The sequence below is a fragment of the Streptomyces sp. NPDC055239 genome, assembly GCF_053606205.1.
Genome location: NZ_JBSGRD010000010.1, coordinates 294,920 through 316,868, shown reverse-complemented (window position 1 = coordinate 316,868; position 21,949 = coordinate 294,920). Strand labels below are relative to the sequence as shown.

At 69.7% G+C, this 21,949-nt stretch carries 21 protein-coding genes; 10 read left to right on the top strand and 11 right to left on the bottom strand.

Going from position 1 to position 21,949, the window contains the following annotated elements:
• Positions 1 to 46: 46 nt before the first annotated feature.
• Entirely contained in the window at positions 47 to 583 is a 537-nt protein-coding gene (locus ACWFRJ_RS29720; protein WP_453537490.1) for a PH domain-containing protein, read from the top strand.
• The gene (locus ACWFRJ_RS29715; RefSeq protein ID WP_453537487.1) at positions 580 to 1,923 is read left to right on the top strand and encodes a PH domain-containing protein; all 1,344 of its coding nucleotides are present in this window, start codon (positions 580 to 582) and stop codon (positions 1,921 to 1,923) included. Before ACWFRJ_RS29720 ends, ACWFRJ_RS29715 begins: the two co-directional genes overlap by 4 nt.
• Positions 1,924 to 2,032: 109 nt before the next feature.
• On the opposite strand, the gene ACWFRJ_RS29710 is transcribed toward ACWFRJ_RS29715, so the two are convergent.
• The 4 genes from ACWFRJ_RS29710 to ACWFRJ_RS29695 all read right to left on the bottom strand — a co-directional run bounded on the left by ACWFRJ_RS29710 (position 2,033) and on the right by ACWFRJ_RS29695 (position 5,702).
• Positions 2,033 to 3,070: a hypothetical protein gene (locus tag ACWFRJ_RS29710; RefSeq protein ID WP_453537484.1), complete on the bottom strand. Its 1,038-nt coding sequence runs from the start codon at positions 3,068 to 3,070 to the stop codon at positions 2,033 to 2,035.
• Positions 3,071 to 3,244: 174 nt separating this feature from the next.
• Positions 3,245 to 4,225: an ABC transporter substrate-binding protein gene (locus ACWFRJ_RS29705; RefSeq protein ID WP_453537481.1), complete on the bottom strand. Its 981-nt coding sequence runs from the start codon at positions 4,223 to 4,225 to the stop codon at positions 3,245 to 3,247.
• A gap of 71 nt (positions 4,226 to 4,296) precedes the next feature.
• Positions 4,297 to 4,977 carry an ABC transporter permease gene (locus ACWFRJ_RS29700; RefSeq protein WP_453537478.1) on the bottom strand — a complete coding sequence of 227 codons (681 nt, stop codon included), beginning with the start codon at positions 4,975 to 4,977 and terminating at the stop codon, positions 4,297 to 4,299.
• The gene (locus ACWFRJ_RS29695) at positions 4,974 to 5,702 is read right to left on the bottom strand and encodes an ABC transporter permease (protein ID WP_453537474.1); all 729 of its coding nucleotides are present in this window, start codon (positions 5,700 to 5,702) and stop codon (positions 4,974 to 4,976) included. The genes ACWFRJ_RS29700 and ACWFRJ_RS29695 overlap by 4 nt, the downstream gene beginning before the upstream one ends.
• Positions 5,703 to 5,834: 132 nt before the next feature.
• On the opposite strand from ACWFRJ_RS29695, the gene ACWFRJ_RS29690 reads away from it, so the two are divergent.
• Complete coding sequence (locus ACWFRJ_RS29690) at positions 5,835 to 6,992, top strand: ABC transporter ATP-binding protein (RefSeq protein WP_453537471.1); 1,158 nt, start codon at positions 5,835 to 5,837, stop codon at positions 6,990 to 6,992.
• 63 nt (positions 6,993 to 7,055) lie between these two features.
• Here the strand turns inward: ACWFRJ_RS29690 and ACWFRJ_RS29685 are convergent, their stop codons facing one another.
• The gene (locus tag ACWFRJ_RS29685) at positions 7,056 to 8,174 is read right to left on the bottom strand and encodes an alpha/beta hydrolase (protein WP_453537468.1); all 1,119 of its coding nucleotides are present in this window, start codon (positions 8,172 to 8,174) and stop codon (positions 7,056 to 7,058) included.
• A 187-nt stretch (positions 8,175 to 8,361) separates the two neighbouring features.
• Here ACWFRJ_RS29685 and ACWFRJ_RS29680 point away from each other — a divergent pair, with 187 nt between their 5' ends.
• The 6 genes from ACWFRJ_RS29680 (at position 8,362) to ACWFRJ_RS29655 (ending at position 13,325) form a co-directional block, all read left to right on the top strand.
• Positions 8,362 to 10,212: a phosphatidylglycerol lysyltransferase domain-containing protein gene (locus ACWFRJ_RS29680; protein ID WP_453537465.1), complete on the top strand. Its 1,851-nt coding sequence runs from the start codon at positions 8,362 to 8,364 to the stop codon at positions 10,210 to 10,212.
• A gap of 30 nt (positions 10,213 to 10,242) precedes the next feature.
• The gene (gene folP / locus ACWFRJ_RS29675) at positions 10,243 to 11,115 is read left to right on the top strand and encodes a dihydropteroate synthase (protein ID WP_453537462.1); all 873 of its coding nucleotides are present in this window, start codon (positions 10,243 to 10,245) and stop codon (positions 11,113 to 11,115) included.
• Positions 11,112 to 11,666, top strand: a complete 555-nt coding sequence (locus ACWFRJ_RS29670) for a nuclear transport factor 2 family protein (RefSeq protein ID WP_453537459.1) — start codon at positions 11,112 to 11,114, stop codon at positions 11,664 to 11,666. The genes folP and ACWFRJ_RS29670 overlap by 4 nt, the downstream gene beginning before the upstream one ends.
• 133 nt (positions 11,667 to 11,799) lie before the next feature.
• Positions 11,800 to 12,159: a dihydroneopterin aldolase gene (gene folB / locus ACWFRJ_RS29665; RefSeq protein WP_383267804.1), complete on the top strand. Its 360-nt coding sequence runs from the start codon at positions 11,800 to 11,802 to the stop codon at positions 12,157 to 12,159.
• The gene (gene folK, locus ACWFRJ_RS29660) at positions 12,156 to 12,767 is read left to right on the top strand and encodes a 2-amino-4-hydroxy-6-hydroxymethyldihydropteridine diphosphokinase (protein WP_453537456.1); all 612 of its coding nucleotides are present in this window, start codon (positions 12,156 to 12,158) and stop codon (positions 12,765 to 12,767) included. Before folB ends, folK begins: the two co-directional genes overlap by 4 nt.
• A gap of 72 nt (positions 12,768 to 12,839) precedes the next feature.
• Complete coding sequence (locus ACWFRJ_RS29655) at positions 12,840 to 13,325, top strand: DUF3180 domain-containing protein (protein ID WP_453537453.1); 486 nt, start codon at positions 12,840 to 12,842, stop codon at positions 13,323 to 13,325.
• A 98-nt stretch (positions 13,326 to 13,423) separates the two neighbouring features.
• Here the strand turns inward: ACWFRJ_RS29655 and folE are convergent, their stop codons facing one another.
• From folE to dacB, 6 genes are all read right to left on the bottom strand, one after another.
• Positions 13,424 to 14,029, bottom strand: a complete 606-nt coding sequence (gene folE, locus ACWFRJ_RS29650) for a GTP cyclohydrolase I FolE (protein WP_453537450.1) — start codon at positions 14,027 to 14,029, stop codon at positions 13,424 to 13,426.
• Between the two features lie 119 nt (positions 14,030 to 14,148).
• On the bottom strand, positions 14,149 to 16,173 hold the full coding sequence (ftsH, locus tag ACWFRJ_RS29645) for an ATP-dependent zinc metalloprotease FtsH (protein WP_453537447.1): 2,025 nt from the start codon (positions 16,171 to 16,173) through the stop codon (positions 14,149 to 14,151).
• 203 nt (positions 16,174 to 16,376) lie between these two features.
• Entirely contained in the window at positions 16,377 to 16,937 is a 561-nt protein-coding gene (gene hpt / locus ACWFRJ_RS29640; protein WP_389901979.1) for a hypoxanthine phosphoribosyltransferase, read from the bottom strand.
• A 51-nt stretch (positions 16,938 to 16,988) separates the two neighbouring features.
• A complete protein-coding gene (gene tilS, locus ACWFRJ_RS29635) occupies positions 16,989 to 18,098 on the bottom strand; it encodes a tRNA lysidine(34) synthetase TilS (RefSeq protein ID WP_453537443.1) in 1,110 nt (369 codons plus the stop codon).
• Positions 18,099 to 18,335: 237 nt separating this feature from the next.
• Entirely contained in the window at positions 18,336 to 19,457 is a 1,122-nt protein-coding gene (locus tag ACWFRJ_RS29630) for a zinc-dependent metalloprotease (RefSeq protein WP_453537441.1), read from the bottom strand.
• Between the two features lie 250 nt (positions 19,458 to 19,707).
• On the bottom strand, positions 19,708 to 21,321 hold the full coding sequence (gene dacB, locus ACWFRJ_RS29625) for a D-alanyl-D-alanine carboxypeptidase/D-alanyl-D-alanine endopeptidase (RefSeq protein WP_453537438.1): 1,614 nt from the start codon (positions 21,319 to 21,321) through the stop codon (positions 19,708 to 19,710).
• An 85-nt stretch (positions 21,322 to 21,406) separates the two neighbouring features.
• On the opposite strand from dacB, the gene ACWFRJ_RS29620 reads away from it, so the two are divergent.
• Positions 21,407 to 21,895, top strand: a complete 489-nt coding sequence (locus ACWFRJ_RS29620; RefSeq protein WP_135330561.1) for an inorganic diphosphatase — start codon at positions 21,407 to 21,409, stop codon at positions 21,893 to 21,895.
• Positions 21,896 to 21,949: the final 54 nt, after the last annotated feature.

Genomic DNA, 21,949 nt, shown 5'->3' with positions numbered 1-21,949 from the left:
CGCGCGCTCCTACGCGACTGTCACCTCGGCTACGTAGGCTTGCGGCATGGAAACGGGGACGGCACAGCCGGCACAGCCCGCAGGGCCGGGACAGTCGGGACAGCCGGGACAGTCGCAGGCGGAGCCGGTGTGGACCGGGCTGCCACGAGGGCTGCTGCGCATGCGGCGACTGCTCCTCGTGGTGTGGTTCGTGCCGCTCGCGGTGGCCGTCGGAGTGCTCCTGGGGATCTTCGCCGGGCCCGTGTGGGCGGCCTTCGCGGCCCTTCCGCTGGCCTTCGTGGCCTGGGGCTGGCCGATGCTGGGGCGCAACTGGCGCTCCTGGCGGTACGCGGAACGGGCCGACGACCTCCTGATCAGCCGGGGCGTGCTCTGGCGCGAGGAGACGATCGTCCCGTACGGCCGCATGCAGCTCGTCGAGGTGACATCGGGGCCCGTGGAGCGGCACTTCGGCCTGGCCAGCGTGCAGCTGCACACGGCCGCCGCCGCCACGGACGCCCGGATCCCCGGCCTCATCCCCGAGGAGGCCGAGCGCCTGCGCGACCGGCTCACCGAACTGGGCGAGGCCCGCTCGGCGGGGCTGTGAGCGGCGTACAGGAGGTGTCGGGGGAGGAGACGGCCCCGGGCGCCGAGAACGTACGAGAGCGGCGTCTGCACCCCGTCACGCCCCTGCGCAGGGCCTGGGCGCCGGTGGCGGTCCTCGTGGGCCTCGCGGTGCACGACCCGAGCGGCACACAGCGCCGGGTGTCCGAGCTCCCCGTGACCCAGATTCTCGCCGGGATCGCCGTAGTCCTCCTGGGCGGCGCCCTCTACGGCTTCATGAGCTGGTGGTTCACGCACTTCGCCGTCACCGACACCGAACTACGCATCCGCACGGGACTGGTCTTCCGGCGCACCGCGCACATCCGGCTCGACCGGCTCCAGGCCGTGGACGTGACGCAGCCGCTCGCGGCCCGCATAGCGGGCGTCGCCAAGCTCAAGCTGGATGTCGTCGGGGCGGAGAAGAAGGACGAACTGGCCTATCTGGGCCAGGAGGAGGCCTCCGTCCTGCGGGCCGAACTCCTCGCGCGAGCGGCCGGTTTCGCGCCCGATGCGGCCCGCGAGGTCGGTGAGGCGCCGGTCAACAACCTGGTGCACGTACAGCCGCGCATGCTCGCGATCTCCCTGCTCCTGACCGGCACGACATGGGGCATGCTCGTCGCCACGCTGATCGTGCCGCCCTTCCTGTGGTTCGCCACCCACAACCCGTGGACGGTCCTCGCGACCGGACTTCCCATGCTGGGCGGCGCGTTCGCGAGCAGCATCGGGCGGTTCATCGCGGAGTACGACTGGAAGGTGGGCGAGTCCCCCGACGGCCTGCGCATCGACCACGGGCTGCTCGACAAGGCGCACGAGACCGTCCCTCCGGGACGGGTGCAGACGGTGCGCGTCGTGGAGCCGTGGCTGTGGCGGCGGCGCGGATGGGTGCGCGTCGAGCTGGACGTGGCGGGCTCGTCCAACGGCGTACTGGTCCCTGTCGCACCGCGGGAGGTCGCGGACTCCGTGATCGCACGCATCCTGCCGGGAGTCCGGGTACCGGCCGAGGCCGAGCTGATCCGCCCTCCCGCGCGGGCCGCGTGGTGCCTTCCTGTGTGGTGGAAGGGGTACGGCCTCGCGGTGACGGACACGGTGTTCGCGGCGCGACACGGCCTGTTGCGGCGGCGCCTGTCCCTGGTGCCGCACGCGAAGGTGCAGAGCGTGCGGCTCACGCAGGGGCCCTGGGAGCGCTTCAAGGGCGTGGCGGACGTGCAGGTGGACACGGGGGCGAACAAGACGGTGACGGCGCGGTTGCGTCCTGCGGGGGAGGCGGTTGCGCTGCTCTCAGCTCAGGCGGAGAGGTCTCGCACCGGGCGCAGGACGGCGCGGCCCGACCGGTGGATGGCGTGACGGTCTGGAAATCCAGCCCGTCCGGCGTTTGAGGACATCTTGTACGGGGTCTGGGGCGGAGCCCCAGTTTCGGGAAGGAGCGGGATGGGGGAGGCCCCGCAGGGCCCGCTTACGCGCGCAGAGCGGTCCGCAGCTCCGCCACGTCGATCTGCTCGGTCTCGTCATGTGCCGTCAGGTCGATGACCTGACCCACGCCCCGCTCGGCATCGCCTTCGGGCGCCTTCTTGAACTCCGCCTCGGCCTCCGCCTTGTGCACGGCGAGTGCCTCCTCGCCCACCACGTCGGCAAGGTCCACGTTCTGTACGGACTCCAGCGCCCCGGCGCTCGCCTCGCTCTTCGTACCGAAGAAGTCGAAGCCACCCTGGACGGCCGGACGAAGCCTCTGCGCGGGCGGCGCGACGGCGACCGCGCGCTCATGCCCGCCGTACCCCTCGGCCGCCCCGGACTTCCCCCGCGCTTCGTCCCCGTCCGCACTCCGGCGGGAAGCCACGCCGTCGCGGGCAGCCACGCCGTCGCGGGAAGGTTTCGGCATCATGCGGTCGAGCGCCGTGTTCGCGCGCTCGTACAACGACGGGGGCGCGATCGCCCCCGGGCGCACGACGGGAGCCGGTGCCTCGACACGGGCCTGGGGCTGCACAGGAGGCGTGGTCTGCTCCCGGACCGGAGCCGGAGGCAGCGCTCTCACCGGAGCGGACGCCTCTATGGCCAGAAGGCGCCGCCCCTCAAGGGCGCTCGCCCGCTCGGTCTCCGCGGTCGCGTACCGCCGCAGCAGTGCCGCGTGTTCGTTGCGCAGGGCGGCCAGCTCGGCCCGCTTGGACCGCAGCTTGGTCTCCAGGCGGCCCCGCAGCTCGCGGGACTCGTCGAGATCGGACTCGCACTCGGCTATGCGTTCCTCGTAACGCCACTCGTCGCTCTTGCGGCCACGCTCGAGCTCGGCGACACGTTTGCCCGCCGCCAGATCCCAGCGGCGCATGACGACCGAGCCCACGACGGTCGCCGCGGCCGCGGCGGCGACCAGGCCGCGGAGCACGACGGGTTCCGCGAACAGCCAGGCGCCACCGGCGCAGACAAGAGAGAGGCTTGCGACCGTCGAGGGAGGAAGCAGCCTGTGCAAGGGTGGGGAATGGCGGTGACGTCCACGTGGCATGGCCAGAAACTTACCGCGCGTGGGCGAACTCTGGTGCCCCGCCCGCCAAAATGACAACGCCACAGTGCCGACTCCCCACTCTTGTCGCTCGTCTTCGGCACTCTTGTCGCTCCTCTTCGGCCACTCAACTCCATTTTCGGCCGAGCCACTTCGAGGATGCCGCCTTCGGCCGCGCTACTTCTTGATCAATCCCTTCGACTCCAGATACTCCTTGGCGACATCGGCTTCCTTCTGCCGCTCGACATCGACCTTCCGGTCGAGTTCCGCGAGATCTTCCGTCGTCAGCGTCTTGGTCAGCTTCCCGAGCGCGTCGGCTATCGCCTTGCCGCCCGCGTCCTTGGCGTTCACCACGGGAAGGATGTTGTCCGCGTTCTGGAGCTTCTTGTCGTCCTCGAGGGCCACAAGGCCGAAGCTGTCGAGCGTCGCGTCGGTGGTCGTGGTCAGCACCACCTGGTCCGTGCCGTTCTTGACGGCCTGCTTGGACTGCGTGGTGCCGACGCCCTTGGGGTCGATTCCCGCGACGTCGATGCCGTACTTCTTCTTCAGCCCCGGAGCGCAGAACGGCCGCGACTCGCATTCGTCACTCGCGGCGATCTTGACCTTCTCGCCGGACTTACCAAGATCGGAAAGCGTCTTGAGGCTGTGCTCCTTGGCGTATTTCTTGCTCACCGCGAACGCGTTCTGATCGACCGCCTCACCGACCGGAAGGATCTTCAGGCCGAGCGGTTCGGCGAGCTTCTTCAGCTCGGTCACCGTGGCGTCCACATCATTCGAGGCGACCGGCTTCGCCTTCGGGCCGTTCTTGCCGAGGTTGAGGAACTCCGCGAGCGTCGCCGCGTATTCGGGAGCGACGTCGATCGCGCCCTTCTTCAGCTCGGGTTCGTAGACCTCGCGGTTCTGGACGGTCTTGACCTCGGCGTCGTACCCGGCGTTCTCGAGGACTCCCGCGTAGAGCTCGGCGAGCACCTTCTGCTCGGTGAAGCGGGCGGAGCCGACCACGATCTTGCCCTTGCCGCCCGAATCGCCCGCGCTGTCGCCGCCCTTGCCGTCCTTCTCCAGGCTGTCACCGCCGCACGCGGTGAGCCCCGCGGTCAGCGCCACGACGGCCACGGCCGCCCCTGCCATCCGTCGCGCGCGACGCGTTGTGCTGTTCATCGGTGAACCACCATTTCGAAAGCCATGGGAAACAAACGCCCTGGAAAACACTGGAAACTGCCGCCCGGAGATCACTGCGCGACCCCCGAGCGCCCGCGCATGGGATTGAAGACCTTCCCCACCACGACGAGCACCACCTCCACGAGGAGCGCGAGCAGCGCCACCAACAGCGCTCCCGCCACCACCTGGGGCGTGTTCTGCAGGTTGAACCCGGCCGTGATGATCCGGCCGAGGCCCCCCTCGCCCGCCATGGCGGCCAGCGTCGCCGTGGCGACGACCTGCACGCCGGCGGACCGGACTCCGGTCATGATCAGTGGGTACGCGAGAGGCAGCTCGACCCGCGCGAACAGCTGGCGGCCGCTCATGCCCATCCCCCGCGCGGCCTCCACCACCGACCGGTCGACCTCGCTCATCCCGATGTACGCGTTGGTCAGGAGCGGCGGCACCGCGAACAGGACGAGCGCGATCAGCGTGGGTATGTCCCCGTGTTCGCCGAGCGGGGTGAGCGTGAGCAGCACGAGCACCGCGAGCGTCGGCACCGCACGGCCGATGTTCGAGATGTTCACCGCGAGGGCGCCGCCCTTGCCGATGTGGCCGAGGTACAGGGCGATCGGCAGCGCGATCACACACGCGACGGCGAGGCACACCCCGCTGAAATAGAGGTGTTCGGCAAGCCGGTGCCACACCCCCTTCTCGCCCTGCCAGTTGGCGTCCGTGGTCAGCCAGTCGTACGCGCCGGATATCGCGTTCATGCAGGTTCAGCCACCTTGGCCGGGCGCTTCGCGCGGGCGGAACGGTTCGTACGTATGCGGTGGACGCGCGTCCAGGGCGTCAGCAGGCGCTGGAGGGCGAGGAGGAGCAGGTCGGCGACGACGGCGAGGAGCACACAGAGCACGGAGGCGGTGAGCACCTGCGCCTTGAAGGTCGTGTCGAGGCCGTCGAGGATGAGCGAACCGAGGCCTCCGTAGTCGACGATCGCCCCCACGGTCGTCAGGGCCACCGTCGCGACCGTGGTGATGCGGACGCCGGCGAGCAGCGCGGGGAGCGCGAGCGGCAGCTCGACCTCCCACAGCAGCCTCAGCGGGCCGTACCCCATCCCCTTGGCCGCTTCCCGCGCCTCCTCCGGCACGGCCTGGAGCCCCGCCAGGATGTTCCGCACCAGGATCGTCAGGGAGTACAGCACGAGGCCCGTGACGACCAGCGAGGCCGAGAGGCCGAAGAAGGGCAGCAGGAGCGAGAACATCGCGAGTGAGGGCACCGTGTACAGCACGGTCGTCAGGCCGAGGATCGGGCCCGCGAGGAAGCGCCAGCGCCGCGCCAACAGCGCGAGCGGCAGCGAGACGGCGACGCCGATGGCGACCGCTGCCGCGGTGATGCCCACGTGCTGCACGGTGGCGTCGATCAATTCCTGGCTGCGGGAGCGCACGTACTCCCCGCAGATCCAGTCGTTCGTCACCAGACAGTTCTGCTCGCTCATCGCGCCCCACTCCCCCCGAGTACCGATTCCTGAGGCCGTCTGGCGACCATAACGCGCAGCACTGACAATCGCCGAGACTCGTCGTACTGGCGCAACATGGGCTTTACATATCGCCCGCAACAATGGGGAATCATGATCCGGTTCGAGCACGTCACCAAGCGGTACGAGGACGGCACCACGGCCGTCGACGACCTGTCCTTCGAGGTCAACGAGGGCGAACTGGTCACGCTCGTCGGCCCGTCGGGCTGTGGCAAGACGACGACGATGAAGATGGTGAACCGTCTCATCGAGCCGAGCGAGGGCCGGATATTCGTCGAGGACGATGACATATCGACCATCGACCCGGTGCAACTCCGGCGCCGTATCGGCTATGTCATCCAGCAAGTCGGGCTCTTCCCGCACAAAACGGTCCTGGAGAACACGGCGACCGTCCCGCATCTCCTCGGCGTGAAGCGTGCCAAGGCCCGCGAGCGTGCCGCCGAACTCCTCGACCTGGTCGGCCTCGACCCCGCGACCTTCGGCGACCGCTACCCCGAGCAGCTCTCCGGGGGCCAGCGTCAGCGCGTCGGCGTGGCACGGGCGCTCGCGGCCGATCCGCCCGTGCTCCTGATGGACGAGCCGTTCGGCGCCGTCGACCCCGTGGTGCGCGAGCACCTGCAGAACGAGTTCCTCCGCCTTCAGCAGGCCGTCCGCAAGACCGTTCTCTTCGTCACGCACGACATCGAGGAGGCGGTCCGCCTCGGCGACCGCATGGCCGTCTACGGAAACGGCCGCATAGAGCAGTTCGACACCCCCTCGACGATCCTGGGCGCACCGGCAAACGGCTACGTGGCGGACTTCGTCGGCGCGGACCGCGGCCTCAAGCGCCTCTCCGTGACGCCCATCGAGGAGGGCGACCTGGAGCAGCCGCCCGTCCTGCACCTGGACGACCCGCTGCCCGCGAAGCTCGACGCCCGCTGGGCCGTTGTCCTCGACGGCGAGAACAACCTGCACGGCTGGATCTCCGCCGAGCACGCGCACGGCGGCCCGGGGACGGTCAGGGACCACGCGCGCCGCATGGAGGCGTGGCTTCCGGTGGGCGCGACCCTGAAGCAGGCGTTCGCGACGATGCTCCAGCACGACGCGGGCTGGATCGCGGTCATCGACAAGGACAGCGAGGGCCGCTTCCTCGGCATCCTCACCCCGGCCCGGCTGCACGAGGCGCTGCGCAGGTCGACGGCGGCGGACGCGCGTGACATCGCGCGCGGCGATGTCGAGTTGGAGACCATCACGGCCATCGGCAAGAGCTGAGGCCCGACAACGGGCTGCCGACCCTCTACATGGCGTTCGGCGGCCTACTTGGCGTTCAGGGGCCTACTTGCCGTTCAACCGCCCGCTGATCCACTCCAGCGTCGCGGGGATCTCACGGCGCCACGTGTTGAAGTTGTGCCCGCCGCTGTCGAGCGTGATCGACGAGACCCGGGTCGGGGGCATCACCTTGTCGATGAACGCCTTGGTGTCCCTGTAGTTGTCCTCTCCTTGTTTGCTGGTGGTGACAAGGAGAGACGTCTTGGGCGGCGGCATGTGGTCGAGGTACCACATGAGGTCGGCACGCCGCTGCAACTCCTTGTCGCCCCGGAAGAGATCACCGGTCGTGACGTCGATCGGCGCCTTGTAGTACGCGGAGAGGCCCGCCCCCGCCGCGTACACGCCGGGGTGGTGCACGGCGAGCTTCAGAGCGCAGTATCCGCCCGTGGAGTCGCCGACGGCGCCCCAGCTCCCCGCCGTCCGACCCGCCCTGTAGTGCGCCGAGATGGCGCCGGGCAGGTCCTTGGCGAAGAACGTCTCCGTCTGCGGGCCACCGGGGATGTCCACGCACTCGGTGTCCCGGGGCGGTGCCACGGTGGGCCGCATCATCACCAGAATCATCGGCTGCATCCGGCCGCGCTTGGCGAGGAGATGGGCGGTCTGCGGGTAGTGCAGGCCCTTGACCAGCGCCTCGGCGGTGCCGGGATAGCCGGTCAGGACCACGGACACCGGGAACCTGCGGTCCTTGTACCGCGGCTGGAAGTACTCGGGCGGAAGGTAGACGTACGCCGGGCTCGCTATGTCCGACTCCTTCCCGCTGACGACGACCTTCTGGATCTGGCCGGCAGTCGACGGCCTGTCGCCGCCGGGCACGTTCACGGGCCGGGTGCTGAGTACGTCGACAGGCGTACCCCCTTTGGCGGGATCGTGGTCGACGACGACACCGGGGCTCGTCTCCTGACCGAAGAGATCCGCCCACGTGGCGTAGAAGCCGAAGGCCTGGTTGGTGGCGAGGCCGACCGAGGCGAAGATCGCCAGCTGTGTGGCGATGAGGAGCCCGATACGGCCGGTGACGGCCCGCCAGGACCGCCTGGCCAGGCGCGGCCAGAGCCATACCGTGCCGATGAACAGCACGACGGCGAGGAGCACCGCCAACGCGAGGACCGCTTTGCTCGTCAGACCCATGGGGTGTTCTGCCTACGCTTTCTTCCTGTTCCGTCGTTCTTTTTCTACGGTTTTCCGGTCGGGAGTGAACCCGATTCCCGGAAGGAACGTCCTAGAGGTCGCAATGTCGCCGGATGCCGTTTTGGTGCCGGATTCAAGCTCTCTCGCAGAACCACGGGATGCGATGTCTGTCAGGATAGATGCGGAAATGTCGGGCGGGGTTCCGGAGACTGAGGGCAGCCGCCCCGAAGGTCGGCGCCGTACCGGCGGGCTCCGTGACGGCAGACTCGGACGACTGCTCCACGGCCCGCGCCCCGAGGCCGTACCGACCATCGTCGCCCGCGCCTGCACGCTCGTGGGCCTGCTGAATGTCGCGGCCGGAGTCTTCCCGCGCTTCCGCAACAGCCGGATGCACGCTATCGCCGAGGTCCTGCCCGGCGCGCTCGGCCCCTTCGCCGCCGCGCTCGCGCTCAGCACCGGCGTGCTCCTGCTGCTGCTCGCGCACGGCCTGCGCCGCCGCAAACGGCGGGCCTGGCGGGCCGCCGTGGTGCTGCTTCCGGCAGGCGCCGTGGCCCAGTTCGCCTACCGGCACTCGGTCGTCGGCGTACTGATCTCGCTCGCGCTCCTCGCGCTCCTTCTGCGCCACCCGCGTGAGTTCGCCGCGCTGCCCGACCCGCGCAGCCGCTGGCGGGCGGTTGCCAACTTCGTGCTCCTCGGGGCCGGTTCCATCCTGCTCGGCCTGGTGATCGTCAGCGTCCACCCGGGCAGGGTCATCGGGGACCCGAGCATCACGGACCGCCTCACACACGTCCTGTACGGCCTGTTCGGCCTGGAGGGCCCGGTCGGCTACTACGGACGGACGTCCTGGACGGTCGCCTACTCGCTGGGCGCCCTGGGACTGCTCACCGCGATCACCACCATCTATCTGGCCTTCCGCCCCGAACACCCGGCCGCGCGCCTCACCGAGGACGACGAGACGAAGCTGCGCGCCCTGCTCGACAAGCACGGCGCACGCGACTCGCTCGGCCACTTCGCGCTCCGCCGCGACAAGGGCGCCGTCTTCTCCCCCAGCGGCAAGGCGGCGGTCACCTATCGCGTCGTATCCGGCGTGATGCTCGCGAGCGGTGATCCGATCGGCGACGTGGAGGCCTGGCCCGGCGCGATCGAGCGCTTCATGGACGAGGCGAAGGCCCACTCCTGGACGCCCGCCGTCATGGGCTGCTCCGAGACGGGCGGCGAGGTCTGGACCCGCGAGACCGGCCTTGACGCCCTCGAACTGGGCGACGAGGCGGTGGTGGATGTCGCGGATTTCTCCCTGTCCGGGCGTGCGATGCGCAACGTACGCCAGATGGTGAAGCGGATCGAGCGCAATGGCTACGAGACGCGCGTACGGCGCGTGCATGACCTGGGGGGACGCGAGCTGGAGCGTATCCAGCGCGCGGCCGACGACTGGCGCGGCACCGACACCGAACGCGGCTTCTCCATGGCGCTCGGCCGCATCGGTGACCCGGACGACGGCGACTGTCTGATCGCGACCGCGCACAAGCAGGACGACGAACCGGGCCCCTACGGAGACCTCAAGGCCGTCCTGCACTTCGTCCCCTGGGGCAAGGACGGCGTCTCCCTGGACCTCATGCGCCGCGACCGCTCGGCCGACCCCGGCATGAACGAGCTGCTCATCGTGGCCGCCCTCCAGGCCGCCCCCAAGCTCGGCGTCGCCCGGGTCTCGCTCAACTTCGCGATGTTCCGCGCGGCACTCGCGCGCGGCGAGAAGATCGGCGCGGGCCCGGTGCTCCGCGCCTGGCGCGGCCTGCTCGTCTTCCTGTCGCGCTGGTTCCAGATCGAGTCCCTGTACAAGTTCAACGCGAAGTTCCGCCCCCGCTGGGAGCCCCGCTTCGTCGTCTACCGCTCCTCCAAGGACCTCCCCCGCATCGGTTTCGCGGCCATGCAGGCCGAGGGCTTCGTCACCCTCGCGCTGCCCCGCTTCCTGCGCCGGGGCAGCGCACAGCTCCGCCCCTGCCCGCACGGGACGGCGGAGCACGAGGTCCGGGCGGCATAGAGCCCTCCCGCACGGGCCTAGGCTGGAGGCATGAGTACGTTGCGCGGGCGGGGAACGGTCGAAGGGCTGCCGGAGTGGGGCCGCTGTGCGGTCATGGGGGTCGTGAACGTGACCCCCGACTCCTTCTCCGACGGGGGCCGCTGGTTCGACACCACGGCGGCCGTCAAGCACGGCATCGACCTGGTCGCCCAAGGCGCCGACCTGGTCGACGTCGGTGGTGAGTCGACCCGTCCCGGCGCCCCGCGCGTCGACGAGGACGAGGAGCTGCGGCGCGTGGTCCCCGTCGTGCGGGGCCTCGCGTCCGAGGGCGTGACGGTGTCCGTGGACACGATGCGCGCCACCGTCGCCGAGCAGGCGCTCGCCGCGGGCGCCGTCCTGGTGAACGACGTCAGCGGCGGCCTCGCCGACGCGCGCATGGTCCCCGCGGTCGCCGCCGCCGGGGCGCCCTTCGTGGTGATGCACTGGCGCGGCTTCCTCACCGACATCCACGCCAAGCCCGTCTACGAAGACGTGGTCTCCGAAGTCGTCGACGAGCTGCACGCGCGCGTGCAGGCCGCCATCGAGGGCGGCATCGCCCCCGAGCGCATCGTCGTCGACCCGGGCCTCGGCTTCTCCAAGGACGTCGAGCACGACCTGGCGCTCCTCGGCAGCCTGGACCGCCTCCGTGAGCTCGGCCACCCGATCCTGGTCGCCGCGTCCCGCAAGCGCTTCCTCGGCCGCGTCCTGGCGGGCCCCGAGGGCGCTCCGCCGCCCGCCCGCGAGCGCGACGCGGCCACCGCGGCCGTCTCCGCCATCGCCGCCCACCAGGGCGCCTGGGCGGTCCGCGTGCACGAGGTGCGGGCCACCGCCGACGCCGTCCGCGTCGCACACGCCGTGGCCGGCGCGGCGGGCGGTCCTCAGTGACCGGGGCCAAGACCGACGCGGAACAGGTCGAAGCGGCCAACACGGCCTTCTACGAAGCACTGGAGCGCGGCGACTTCGACGAGCTCTCCGACCTCTGGCTGGACGCGGACACGGCGCCGGAACCGGCGGGCTCCGCCGACGACCCCGACCCGGACGACCTCGAAGGGCGGGACGACGAGGACATCGCGGAAGACGGCGACGAAGCCGCGATCTCCTGCGTCCACCCCGGCTGGCCCGTCCTCACGGGCCGCGGCGAGGTCCTCAGGTCGTACGCGCTGATCATGGCGAACACCGAGTACATCCAGTTCTTCCTCACCGATGTGCACGTCGGTGTCGCCGGTGACACCGCCCTGGTGACCTGCACCGAGAACATCCTCAGCGGCGGCCCGCCGCCGGAGGGCGGCGGTGAACTAGGCCCGCTCGTCGGGCAGCTCGTCGTCGCCACCAATGTGTTCCGCCGCACAGTCGACGGATGGAAGCTCTGGTCACACCACGCCTCACCCGTACTCGCAGAAACCGACGACGAAGAGGGCGAGGAGTCACCCTCCTGAGTGGGTAGGTGCGGTTCCAAGAGCCCCCGCGGGCAAGGACTGTCAGTGCGCGCAGGTAGATTCGATCGAGGCTGGTGTGCCGACCGCACTCGGTGCAGGCCTGCCGATACCGACGATTGCAGGAGTGATTCGCGTGGATCGTGTCGCGCTGCGCGGCCTCAAGGCCCGTGGGCACCACGGTGTCTTTCCGCGGGAACGCGAAGAGGGCCAGACCTTCATCGTGGACCTGGTTCTTGGCCTGGACACCCGTGCGGCCGCCGCCGACGACGACCTGGCGAAGACCGTGCACTACGGCGTCGTGGCCGAGGAGGTCGTGGCCGCCGTCGAGGGTGATCCCGTCGACCTCATCGAGACGCTCGCCGAGCGCATCGCCCAGACGTGTCTCAAGCACGACGGAGTCCTGGAGGTCGAGGTGTGCGTCCACAAACCGGACGCCCCGATCACCGTCCCCTTCGACGATGTGACCGTCACCATCACCCGGAGCCGAGTATGACCGCGTTTTCCACGCAAGGGCAGAGCGATCCGACCGTCCAGCCGGTGCCCACCGCCGTGGTGGAACAGGTCGACGCCGCCGACACCACCCTCTCCAACCCCAAACGAGCCGTGATCTCCCTCGGCAGCAATCTCGGCAACCGCCTGGAGACGCTGCAGGGCGCGATCGACGCCCTGGAGGACACCCCGGGCCTGCGCGTCAAGGCGGTCTCTCCGGTGTACGAGACGGAGCCCTGGGGCGTCGATCCCGGCAGCCAGCCGTCGTACTTCAACGCGGTCGTCGTGGTGAAGACCACCCTGCCGCCCTCCTCGCTCCTGGAGCGGGCCCACGCGATCGAGGAAGCCTTCCACCGCGTACGGGACGAGCGCTGGGCCGCCCGCACGATCGACGTCGACATCGTGTCGTACGCCGACATCGTCTCGGACGACCCGGTCCTCACGCTCCCCCACCCGCGTGCGCACGAGCGCGCCTTCGTCCTCGCCCCCTGGCACGACGTGGAGCCCGAGGCACAGCTCGCGGGACGCGGCGCGGTCGCCGACCTGCTCGCGAAGGTCACCCGCGACGGCGTCGCACCCCGTGTCGACCTGGAACTCAGGCTGCCCGAATAGTCGTTAGGGTCTATCGGACCCGCACGACGAGAAGCGGGTCCGTACGACGACGAAGGCGACGAGGGGTCATCCGTGGAGCACCTGCGCATCAGGACACTGGCCGGCCTCTTCGTGGTGGCCGGAGTGCTGTCCTGGGCGGGCGCCAGGCTGTGGGACTCCGTCGGCACGCTGCCGCGGGTCCCGCTGGCCGCGCCCATCGTGCTCGCGGTGATCGCCGCGGTCCTTCTCGCCACGGCGCTCTCGCTGCGCTCCCGGCTGCGCGCGCAGCGCGAGCGGCGTCCCGGGGCGAAGGGCGTCGAACCGATGATGGCCGCACGCGCCGTCGTCTTCGCCCAGGCGAGCGCCCTGGTGGCCGCCCTGGTCGCCGGGATGTACGGCGGCACGGGCGCCTTCCTCCTGGAGTACCTGGACGTCCCGGCCCGCCGCGACCAGGCGATCTACGCAGGGCTCTCGCTCCTTGCGGGCATCGCGGTGATAGCTGCGGCCTTCTTCATGGAGCGGGTCTGCAGCCTCCCCGAGGACGACGACGAGAACGGCGGGACGGCCGCAGCCACCTGAAGCAACCCGGCAGGGAGCGCCCCGCAGGGGCGCGGGGAACTGCGCGACCAGCCACGACGCGCCCGCCGACGAACTCGCAAGTCCCGCAGAGCCCGCGCCTAGCGCGCCATGATGAGGCTCATCGCCTCAGCCCGCGTCGCAGGGTCACGGAGCTGACCCCGCACCGCCGACGTGATCGTCTTGGCGCCCGGCTTCCGCACCCCGCGCATGGTCATGCACATGTGCTCGCACTCGACGACCACGATGACGCCGCGCGGCTCGAGGATCTCCATCAGGGAGTCCGCGACCTGCGTGGTCAGCCGCTCCTGGACCTGCGGACGGCGCGCGTACACGTCCACGAGACGGGCGAGCTTGGACAGACCCGTGATCTTCCCGTCGGACGACGGGATGTAGCCGACGTGCGCGACGCCGTGGAACGGGACCAGGTGGTGTTCGCAGGAGCTCTGCACCTCGATGTCCTTCACCAGGACCATCTCGTCGTGGCCGAGGTCGAACGTCGTCGTCAGGACATCCTCGGCCGTCAGCCACAGGCCGCCGAATATCTCCTTGTACGCCCGCGCCACACGCCCCGGGGTCTCCCGCAGACCCTCGCGGTCCGGGTCCTCGCCGACCGCGATGAGCAGCTCGCGCACGGCATTCTCGGCTCGCTTCTCGTCGAACTCGCCGATCGTGCCCTCGCCGTCCAGCGTCACGGGGTCGGTCATGTGTGCCTCGTTCCTAGCGTTCCACGCGTCAATGCGTCAGAGGTGCGAAAAAGCTGCACCCCCCAGGCTAGAACCAGGGGGGCGCAGCTTCCATTCCGGGCCTGCTGAGACGCCGGGGATCAGCTCTCGGAGCGATCCTCCTTGGTCACATCGACGGGTGTGTCCGTCGGGCCCGCTGTCACCGCGGGGGTGGCGCCGTTCGCACCGTTCGTCAGTGACAGCTCCCGGGGGGAGAGCACCGGCGGGCGGGTCGAGGGCGTACGCCGCGAGGAACCGGTCCACGCCGGGCGGGCCGGGCGCTTCACAAGGCCGGAGAAGACCTCGGCGATCTGCTCCTTGTTGAGGGTTTCCTTCTCGAGGAGCTGGAGGACCAGGTTGTCGAGAACGTCGCGGTTCTCGACGAGGATCTCCCAGGCCTCGTTGTGCGCGGTCTCGATGAGCTTCTTGACCTCTTCGTCGACCAGCGCGGCTACCTCTTCGGAGTAGTCACGCGGATGACCCATCTCGCGGCCGAGGAACGGCTCCGAGTTGTCGCCACCGAACTTGATCGCGCCGAGCCGCTCGGTCATGCCGTACTGCGTGACCATGGCCCGTGCGGTCGCGGTGGCCTTCTCGATGTCGTTCGCCGCGCCCGTCGTCGGGTCGTGGAAGACGAGCTCCTCCGCCGCGCGCCCGCCCAGCATGTACGCCAGCTGGTCGAGCATTTCGTTGCGCGTGGTGGAGTACTTGTCCTCCTCCGGCAGAACCATGGTGTAACCCAGGGCCCGGCCGCGCGACAGGATCGTGATCTTGTGGACCGGGTCCGAGTTCGGAGACGCCGCCGCTACCAGGGCGTGTCCGCCCTCGTGGTACGCGGTGATCTTCTTCTCCTTGTCGGACATGATCCGTGTCCGCTTCTGCGGACCGGCCACGACACGGTCGATCGCCTCGTCGAGCGAGAGGTTGTCGATCAGCTTCTTGTCGCCGCGCGCCGTCAGGAGCGCCGCTTCGTTCAGCACGTTCGACAGGTCGGCACCCGTGAAGCCCGGCGTACGCCGCGCCACCGCACCGAGGTCGACGTCCGCCGCGACCGGCTTGCCCTTCTGGTGAACCTTGAGGATCTCCAGACGGCCCAGCATGTCCGGACGGTCGACCGCGATCTGGCGGTCGAAACGGCCGGGGCGAAGGAGCGCCGGGTCGAGGATGTCGGGGCGGTTCGTGGCGGCGATCAGAATGACGCCGCCCTTCACGTCGAAGCCGTCCATCTCGACGAGCAGCTGGTTCAGCGTCTGCTCGCGCTCGTCGTGACCGCCGCCCATACCGGCACCGCGGTGCCGGCCGACGGCGTCGATCTCGTCGACGAAGACGATCGCCGGGGCGTTCGCCTTGGCCTGCTCGAAGAGGTCACGCACACGCGAGGCGCCGACACCGACGAACATCTCGACGAAGTCGGAACCGGAGATCGAGTAGAAGGGGACGCCGGCCTCACCCGCGACAGCGCGCGCGAGGAGCGTCTTACCCGTACCGGGCGGGCCGTACAGGAGCACACCCTTGGGAATCTTGGCTCCGACGGCCTGGAACTTCGCCGGCTCCTGGAGGAACTCCTTGATCTCGTGGAGTTCCTCGACGGCCTCGTCCGATCCGGCCACATCCGAGAACGTCGTCTTCGGAGTGTCCTTGGTGATCAGCTTGGCCTTGGACTTCCCGAACTGCATGACCCGGGAGCCGCCGCCCTGCATCTGATTCATCAGGAACAGGAATACGACGACGATGAGTACGAAGGGGAGCAGGGAAAGCAGGATGCCGACGAACGGGTTCTGCTTCGACGGCGAGACGGTGTAACCGTCCGGGATCTTCTTGTCCTGGTACTTGTCCTGCAAGGTCTTGGCGATGGCAACACCTTGGTTGCCGATGTAGCTCGCCTGGATCTTGCTGCTGTCCTTGACCTTCTGGCCGTCCTTGAGCTCGACCTTGATGGTCGACTCGTCACCGGTGGTGAGCTTGGCTGATTCGACCTTGTCGTCGTTGATCGCCTGCACAACCTGGCCGGTGTCCACCGTTTTGTAGCCGCCGGACGAACCGACGACCTGCATCAACACGACCACGGCAAGGACGGCCAGCACGATCCACATGACTGGCCCACGGAAGTATCGCTTCACGTCCATCCATACGGAGCGATGACGCCCCGTCCCTCCTGCCATAGTGAGTTTGATAAAGACTGTTCTTCGGACGGTACCCCAGCATTGTCACCCGAAGCCGCACGGGAGGGCTGACAAACCCGTCTTCGCATGCTCCAACGCCGGGAAACGGGTGAGGGTTCCCGGCCGCATCCGTGGAGTTGGCCGGGGAGCCTTCGGGTAACCCGGTGTCAGCCGCCGTAGACGTGCGGAGCGAGCGTGCCGACGAACGGCAGATTGCGGTACTTCTCCGCGTAGTCCAGGCCGTACCCGATGACGAACTCGTTCGGGATGTCGAAGCCGACCCACTCCACGTCGATCGCGACCTTGGCCGCCTCCGGCTTGCGAAGGAGCGTGCACACCTTCAGCGACGCGGGCTCGCGCGAGCCGAGGTTGGAGAGCAGCCAGGACAGCGTCAGACCGGAGTCGATGATGTCCTCGACGATCAGGACGTGCCTGCCCTTGATGTCGGTGTCCAGATCCTTGAGGATCCGCACGACACCGGAGGACTGGGTGCCCGCGCCGTACGACGACACGGCCATCCAGTCCATGGTGAGCGGGGTGGACAGCGCACGCGCCAGGTCCGCCATGACCATCACTGCGCCCTTGAGCACTCCGACGATCAGCAGGTCCTTGCCCGCGTACTCCGCGTCGATCTTCGCGGCCAGCTCAGCCAGCTTGGCGTCGATCTCTTCCTTGGTGATGAGCACCGACTGAAGGTCGGTGCCCATGTCTTTCGCGTCCACCCGCATCACTTTCGGTCGTCCGTCCCACCGGCTGCGCGAGGATCAGGAGCCCCTCGGTCAACAGCCTTGCCGGATGACCAGTCTGCCACCCTGACGCTGGGCGACGACTTTGCCCGGGAGATTGATGGCTCCCTGGCCGCGCCAGCCCGTGATCAGCCGGTCGACCTCTTCGAGGTGCCGGGCGAACAGCGCACCGGCCGGGGCACCCGCGTCGATGGCGGCGCGGCGCACGATGCGGCGGCGCACGGCGGGCGGCAGGGCGTAGAGCTTGGCGCACTCCAGGAGGCCCGCGGCATCGCGCACGGAGGCTTCCGCCTGTGCGGCCCAGTGGTCCAGGGCGTCGGCGTCGTCCCGGGACAACTGGGCCGTACGGGCGAGTGCCTCCACGACGCCTTTGCCCAGCGCCTTCTCCAGGGCGGGCAGACCTTCGTGCCGCAGCCGCGAGCGGGTGTAGGCGGGGTCGGTGTTGTGCGGGTCGTCCCAGACGGGCAGCGACTGGACCATGCAGGCCTTGCGGGCGGTCTGCCGGTCGATGTGCAGGAAGGGGCGGCGGTAGCGGCGGTCGGCACCGGGTCCGCCGGACACCGCCGCCATCCCGGACAGCGAACGGATGCCGGACCCGCGGGCGAGACCGAGCAGGACGGTCTCCGCCTGGTCGTCGCGGGTGTGGCCAAGGAGGATCGCCGCGGCGCCGTGGCGTTCGGCGACGGCGTCGAGCGCGCCGTACCTCGCGTCGCGGGCCGCGGCTTCGGGGCCGCCGTCCCGGCCGACGTCGACGGCGACGGACTCGATCGGTTCGAGGCCGAGGGCGGTGAGCCGCGAGACGACCTCGGCGGCGCGCAGATCGGACCCGTCCTGCAGTCCGTGGTCGACGGTGACGCCGCCGGCGCGGATGCCGAGCTTGGGGGCCTCGAAGGCGAGGGCGGAGGCGAGCGCCATGGAGTCGGCGCCGCCGGAGCACGCGACGAGCACGAGTGGCGCCGGGGCCTGCGCGCATGGAGGGTGGGAGTGAGCGGGGCGTGCGGGAACGTGCTCGGGGGTGCGCTGTGCTTCGGGGCGCCGCAGATCGGCGCGATGGGCTTCGGTGCGCTGTACGTCGGTCAGTACGTCGTGGAGTACGCGGCGGACCGCCAGGCGTATCGCCGCGACCGCAGGATGGGGACCCATGTCCGGTTCCCTTCATGAAGTTCGGGGGTGAGCCTCGGACCTGTCACTCAGGACCACATTTCGAGAGATCAGGCCTCAGGCAGATCCCACGAGGTTAGTCACTCAGAGTGTGTCGATGGTGACAGAGCCGAGCCGTTCCCCGAGCATTGCACGCCTACCCATGGCTCACGGTCCCTCGGACGGGTGATTGCGGAGGCGTTCTCCTGCCGTCGGCCGCAACTCGCTCCCTTGCTGCGCTCACTCTCCCTTACGGTGCACCCGCGCGACCCAATCCGCCGGTTTGGCGATCTCCGACTTGGTGGGCAGCGTGTTCGGCGAGGTCCACACCCGGTTGAAGCCGTCCATTCCGACCTCGCCCACGACCGCACGTACGAAACGCTCGCCGTCGCGGTATTGGCGCAATTTCGCGTCGAGGCCGAGCAGCTTGCGCAGGGCCTGGTCGAGGCGGCTCGCGCCGCGCGCCCTGCGCTGTTGGAACTTCTCCCGGATCTCGCCGACGGAGGGCACGACGTCGGGGCCGACTCCGTCCATCACGAAGTCCGCGTGCCCTTCGAGGAGCGACATCACGGCGGTGAGGCGGGCGAGGATCTCGCGCTGGGCGGGGGTCTGCACGAGCTCCACGATGGAGCGGCCCCCGTCGTCGTCCTCGCCCTCGGGGCGGCCGCCGGCGAGCGACTGGGCCGTCTCCCTGATGCGCTCGATGACCGTCATCGGGTCGACTTCGGTCTCCGAGAGGAATGACTGGATCTCACCTTCGAGGTGGTCCCGCAGCCAGGGCACGGCCGAGAACTGCGTGCGGTGCGTCTCCTCGTGCAGGCAGACCCAGAGCCTGAAGTCATGGGGGTCCACGTCGAGTTCGCGCTCGACGTGCACGATGTTCGGCGCCACGAGGAGGAGCCTGCCGCCGCCACCGCTCTGCCCTGCGGGGAGGTCACGGGTGGCCGGGGCGAAGGTCTCGTACTGCCCGAGGACGCGTGAGGCCAGGAAGGAGAGCAGCATCCCCAGCTCTACGCCCGTCACCTTGCCGCCGACCGCACCGAGCATGGCGCCGCCGGGGCCGCTGCGCCGGTCCTGCATCTTGTCCAGGAGGGGCTTGAGGATCTCCCGGAACCCGGCGACGTTCGCCCGGATCCACCCGGCACGGTCGACGACGAGCACCGGGGTGTCGTGGGTGTCCTCCGTGCCCATCCGAGTGAAGGCCCGGACGTGCTCCTCCGAGGACTTCGCATGCTTCCGGAGCTCGGCGACGATGGCCCGCGCCTCGTCCCGGCTCACTTCTGGACCCGGCCGGACGAGCCGGGTCGCGGTCGCCACCGCGAGATTCCAGTCGACCATCTCCGCACCACCGATGCTCGTCATGCGTCAACGGTACGTGGTCGGCTCCCCCTGCGGAGGGGGTTGACCCCCGAGATTGCCCTACTCCGGCCCCGTAGGGGCCACCGGGAGCCTCCGCCCCCTGAGACCACCACCGCCGGTTCACCGCCACAGCGCCGCAAGCGACACACGCCCTACCGGCCGGGGGTCCGGGGGTTGCCCCCCCCCGCAGGGCCCCTCATGGACTCAGCGGAGAGACACCGGGCCAGTGCGACTCACCAGCACTCGCCGGGGCTCACCGGCACCCGCACTTCGCCACCGCCGACGCCATGTGGTCGAGTGCCGCCTGGGCCGCCATGGGGTCCGTGGTGCCTGTCGTCATGAAAGCGAAGACCAAGAGGCGGCCGTCCGTGTCGACGACCGTGCCCGCGAGGGTGTTCACGCCCGTCAGGGTGCCGGTCTTGGCGCGTACGACGCCGGTGCCCGGGGAGCCCTTGGGGTAGCGGTCGACCAGCGTGCCCGTGAAACCGGCGACGGGCAGGCCCGTCACCACCGAGCGCAGTTCGGGGTGGGCGGGGTCGGCGGCGCGGGCGAGGAGCGCGGCGAGCAGGTCGGCGGAGCTGCGGTCGGCCCGGTCCAAGCCGCTTCCGTCGGCGAACTTCGTTCCGGAGAGAGGGAGTTGGGCTTTCTTCAGCTGTGCGTCGATCGCCTTGCCCGCGCCGTCGAAGCTCACCGGCTCCTTGGCGGCGAGCGCCGTCTGGCGGGCAAGCGCCTCGGCGATGTCGTTGTCGCTGTGCGTCAGCATCCGCTCGACGAGGGCGGACAGCGGCGGGGACTCGACCTTGGCGAGGGACTCGGCGCGGTCGGTCGCCTTGGACGGGCCGGGGTCCTTCTCCTTGCCCCCCTTGCCCTTATTGCCTTTCTCGTCCTTCTTGTCCTTTGCGTGCGTCTCGATGCCCTCGTCCTCCAGGAAGCCCGCGAACTTCTTCGCCGCGTCGGCCGCCGGGTCGCCCGCGCGCGGGGCCGGGCCACTGGACGAGTCGTCGAGGCGCCCCTCGTCGGCCATCAGGGCGCTGACCAGGGTCAGGTTCTCGTTCGGGCCGATGGGGTGCTGCTGCTCCCCCGAGTAGAGGGAGGTGTCGTACGACAGGTTCACCTTGTCGGCGCCTCGGTCCTTCAAGGCGCGCGCGGTGTCCTGAGCCAGGTCGCGCAGGCTCGCGGCGCTCCCCGAGTAGGGGCCGTCCTTGCGGGCGGTGAGCGTGGGGTCGCCGCCTCCCACCAGTACGACGTCCTTCGAGTCCGGCTCGATGACCGTCTTCGTGGTGATGCGGTGGTCGGCCCCGGCCGACGTCAGCGCCGCGACCGCCGTGGCGATCTTGGTGGTGGACGCGGGCATCAGAGCGTCACCGCCGCCCTTGCCGTAGACCTGCCGCCCGGTGCCCGCGTCGATGACGACCGCCGAGCGCTCGGGCCCGAGCGCCTTGTCCTTCAGGAGCGGATCGAGGACGCCCGCGAGCGCCTTGCCGTCCGGGGCGGGCGCCGAGCCACCGTGCGCGGAACCCGCGGGTGCGCCGAGCCCCTTGAGCACGGAGGGGGCGCTCGGGGCGGCCCCGGGCGCCCGTCCGGACGTACGACCGCCGTGATCTGCGCCACCCCCGGCCTCCTGGGAAGCCGCCCGGTCCCGCTCGGCCGTACGCTGACCGGAGGAGTCCCAGGGTCCGGCCGTGGCCACCGCACCGGCCGCGATCGCGAGTCCGACGGTGGCGGCACCCGCCGTGAGCTGCCAGGTCTTGAGCTTCGATGGAGTCCTGAGAGCGGCAGGGATCTTGGGAGCCGGAGGCTTGGGAAGCTGCCCCGCAAGACCCCGAACCTGCTGCCAGGTCTTCTGCCAAGGCTTGAGCTCGGGCACGACAACCAGCCCCTTTCGCGATCACACATCTGCGTGAGGGACACTTAACCACCCGAAGTATGTGCTGATCATGGAGGAGCCACCCGTGGAGTTCGACGTCACCATCGAGATTCCGAAGGGTTCGCGGAACAAGTACGAGGTGGACCACGAGACCGGCCGGATCCGCTTGGACCGTCGCCTCTTCACGTCGACCAGCTACCCCGCTGACTACGGATTCGTCGAGAACACCCTCGGCGAGGACGGTGACCCGCTGGACGCCCTCGTCATCCTGGACGAGCCGACCTTCCCGGGCTGCCTCATCAAGTGCCGCGCGATCGGCATGTTCCGGATGACCGACGAGGCGGGCGGCGACGACAAGCTGCTCTGCGTCCCGGCGTCCGACCCGCGCGTGGAGCACCTGCGCGACATCCACCACGTCTCCGAGTTCGACCGCCTGGAGATCCAGCACTTCTTCGAGGTCTACAAGGACCTGGAGCCCGGCAAGTCCGTCGAGGGCGCCGACTGGGTCGGCCGCGCGGACGCCGAGGCCGAGATCGAGAAGTCGTACAAGCGCGCCGAGGCGCAGGGTCACTGAGTGGCCGAGGCACAGGGTCACTGAGTGATCGACCCCTGCCTCTGAATTCCTCTG

What these genes read in the sequence shown, in the direction of transcription:
- ACWFRJ_RS29720 (WP_453537490.1), top strand. Translation starts at nt 47, where the DNA reads ATGGAAACGGGGACGGCACAGCCGGCACAGCCCGCAGGGCCGGGACAG.
- ACWFRJ_RS29710 (WP_453537484.1), bottom strand. Translation starts at nt 3,070, where the DNA reads ATGCCACGTGGACGTCACCGCCATTCCCCACCCTTGCACAGGCTGCTT.
- ACWFRJ_RS29705 (WP_453537481.1), bottom strand. Translation starts at nt 4,225, where the DNA reads ATGAACAGCACAACGCGTCGCGCGCGACGGATGGCAGGGGCGGCCGTG.
- ACWFRJ_RS29700 (WP_453537478.1), bottom strand. Translation starts at nt 4,977, where the DNA reads ATGAACGCGATATCCGGCGCGTACGACTGGCTGACCACGGACGCCAAC.
- ACWFRJ_RS29695 (WP_453537474.1), bottom strand. Translation starts at nt 5,702, where the DNA reads ATGAGCGAGCAGAACTGTCTGGTGACGAACGACTGGATCTGCGGGGAG.
- ACWFRJ_RS29690 (WP_453537471.1), top strand. Translation starts at nt 5,835, where the DNA reads ATGATCCGGTTCGAGCACGTCACCAAGCGGTACGAGGACGGCACCACG.
- ACWFRJ_RS29685 (WP_453537468.1), bottom strand. Translation starts at nt 8,174, where the DNA reads ATGGGTCTGACGAGCAAAGCGGTCCTCGCGTTGGCGGTGCTCCTCGCC.
- ACWFRJ_RS29680 (WP_453537465.1), top strand. Translation starts at nt 8,362, where the DNA reads ATGTCGGGCGGGGTTCCGGAGACTGAGGGCAGCCGCCCCGAAGGTCGG.
- folP (WP_453537462.1), top strand. Translation starts at nt 10,243, where the DNA reads ATGAGTACGTTGCGCGGGCGGGGAACGGTCGAAGGGCTGCCGGAGTGG.
- folK (WP_453537456.1), top strand. Translation starts at nt 12,156, where the DNA reads ATGACCGCGTTTTCCACGCAAGGGCAGAGCGATCCGACCGTCCAGCCG.
- folE (WP_453537450.1), bottom strand. Translation starts at nt 14,029, where the DNA reads ATGACCGACCCCGTGACGCTGGACGGCGAGGGCACGATCGGCGAGTTC.
- ftsH (WP_453537447.1), bottom strand. Translation starts at nt 16,173, where the DNA reads ATGGACGTGAAGCGATACTTCCGTGGGCCAGTCATGTGGATCGTGCTG.
- hpt (WP_389901979.1), bottom strand. Translation starts at nt 16,937, where the DNA reads ATGCGGGTGGACGCGAAAGACATGGGCACCGACCTTCAGTCGGTGCTC.
- tilS (WP_453537443.1), bottom strand. Translation starts at nt 18,098, where the DNA reads ATGGGTCCCCATCCTGCGGTCGCGGCGATACGCCTGGCGGTCCGCCGC.
- ACWFRJ_RS29630 (WP_453537441.1), bottom strand. Translation starts at nt 19,457, where the DNA reads ATGACGAGCATCGGTGGTGCGGAGATGGTCGACTGGAATCTCGCGGTG.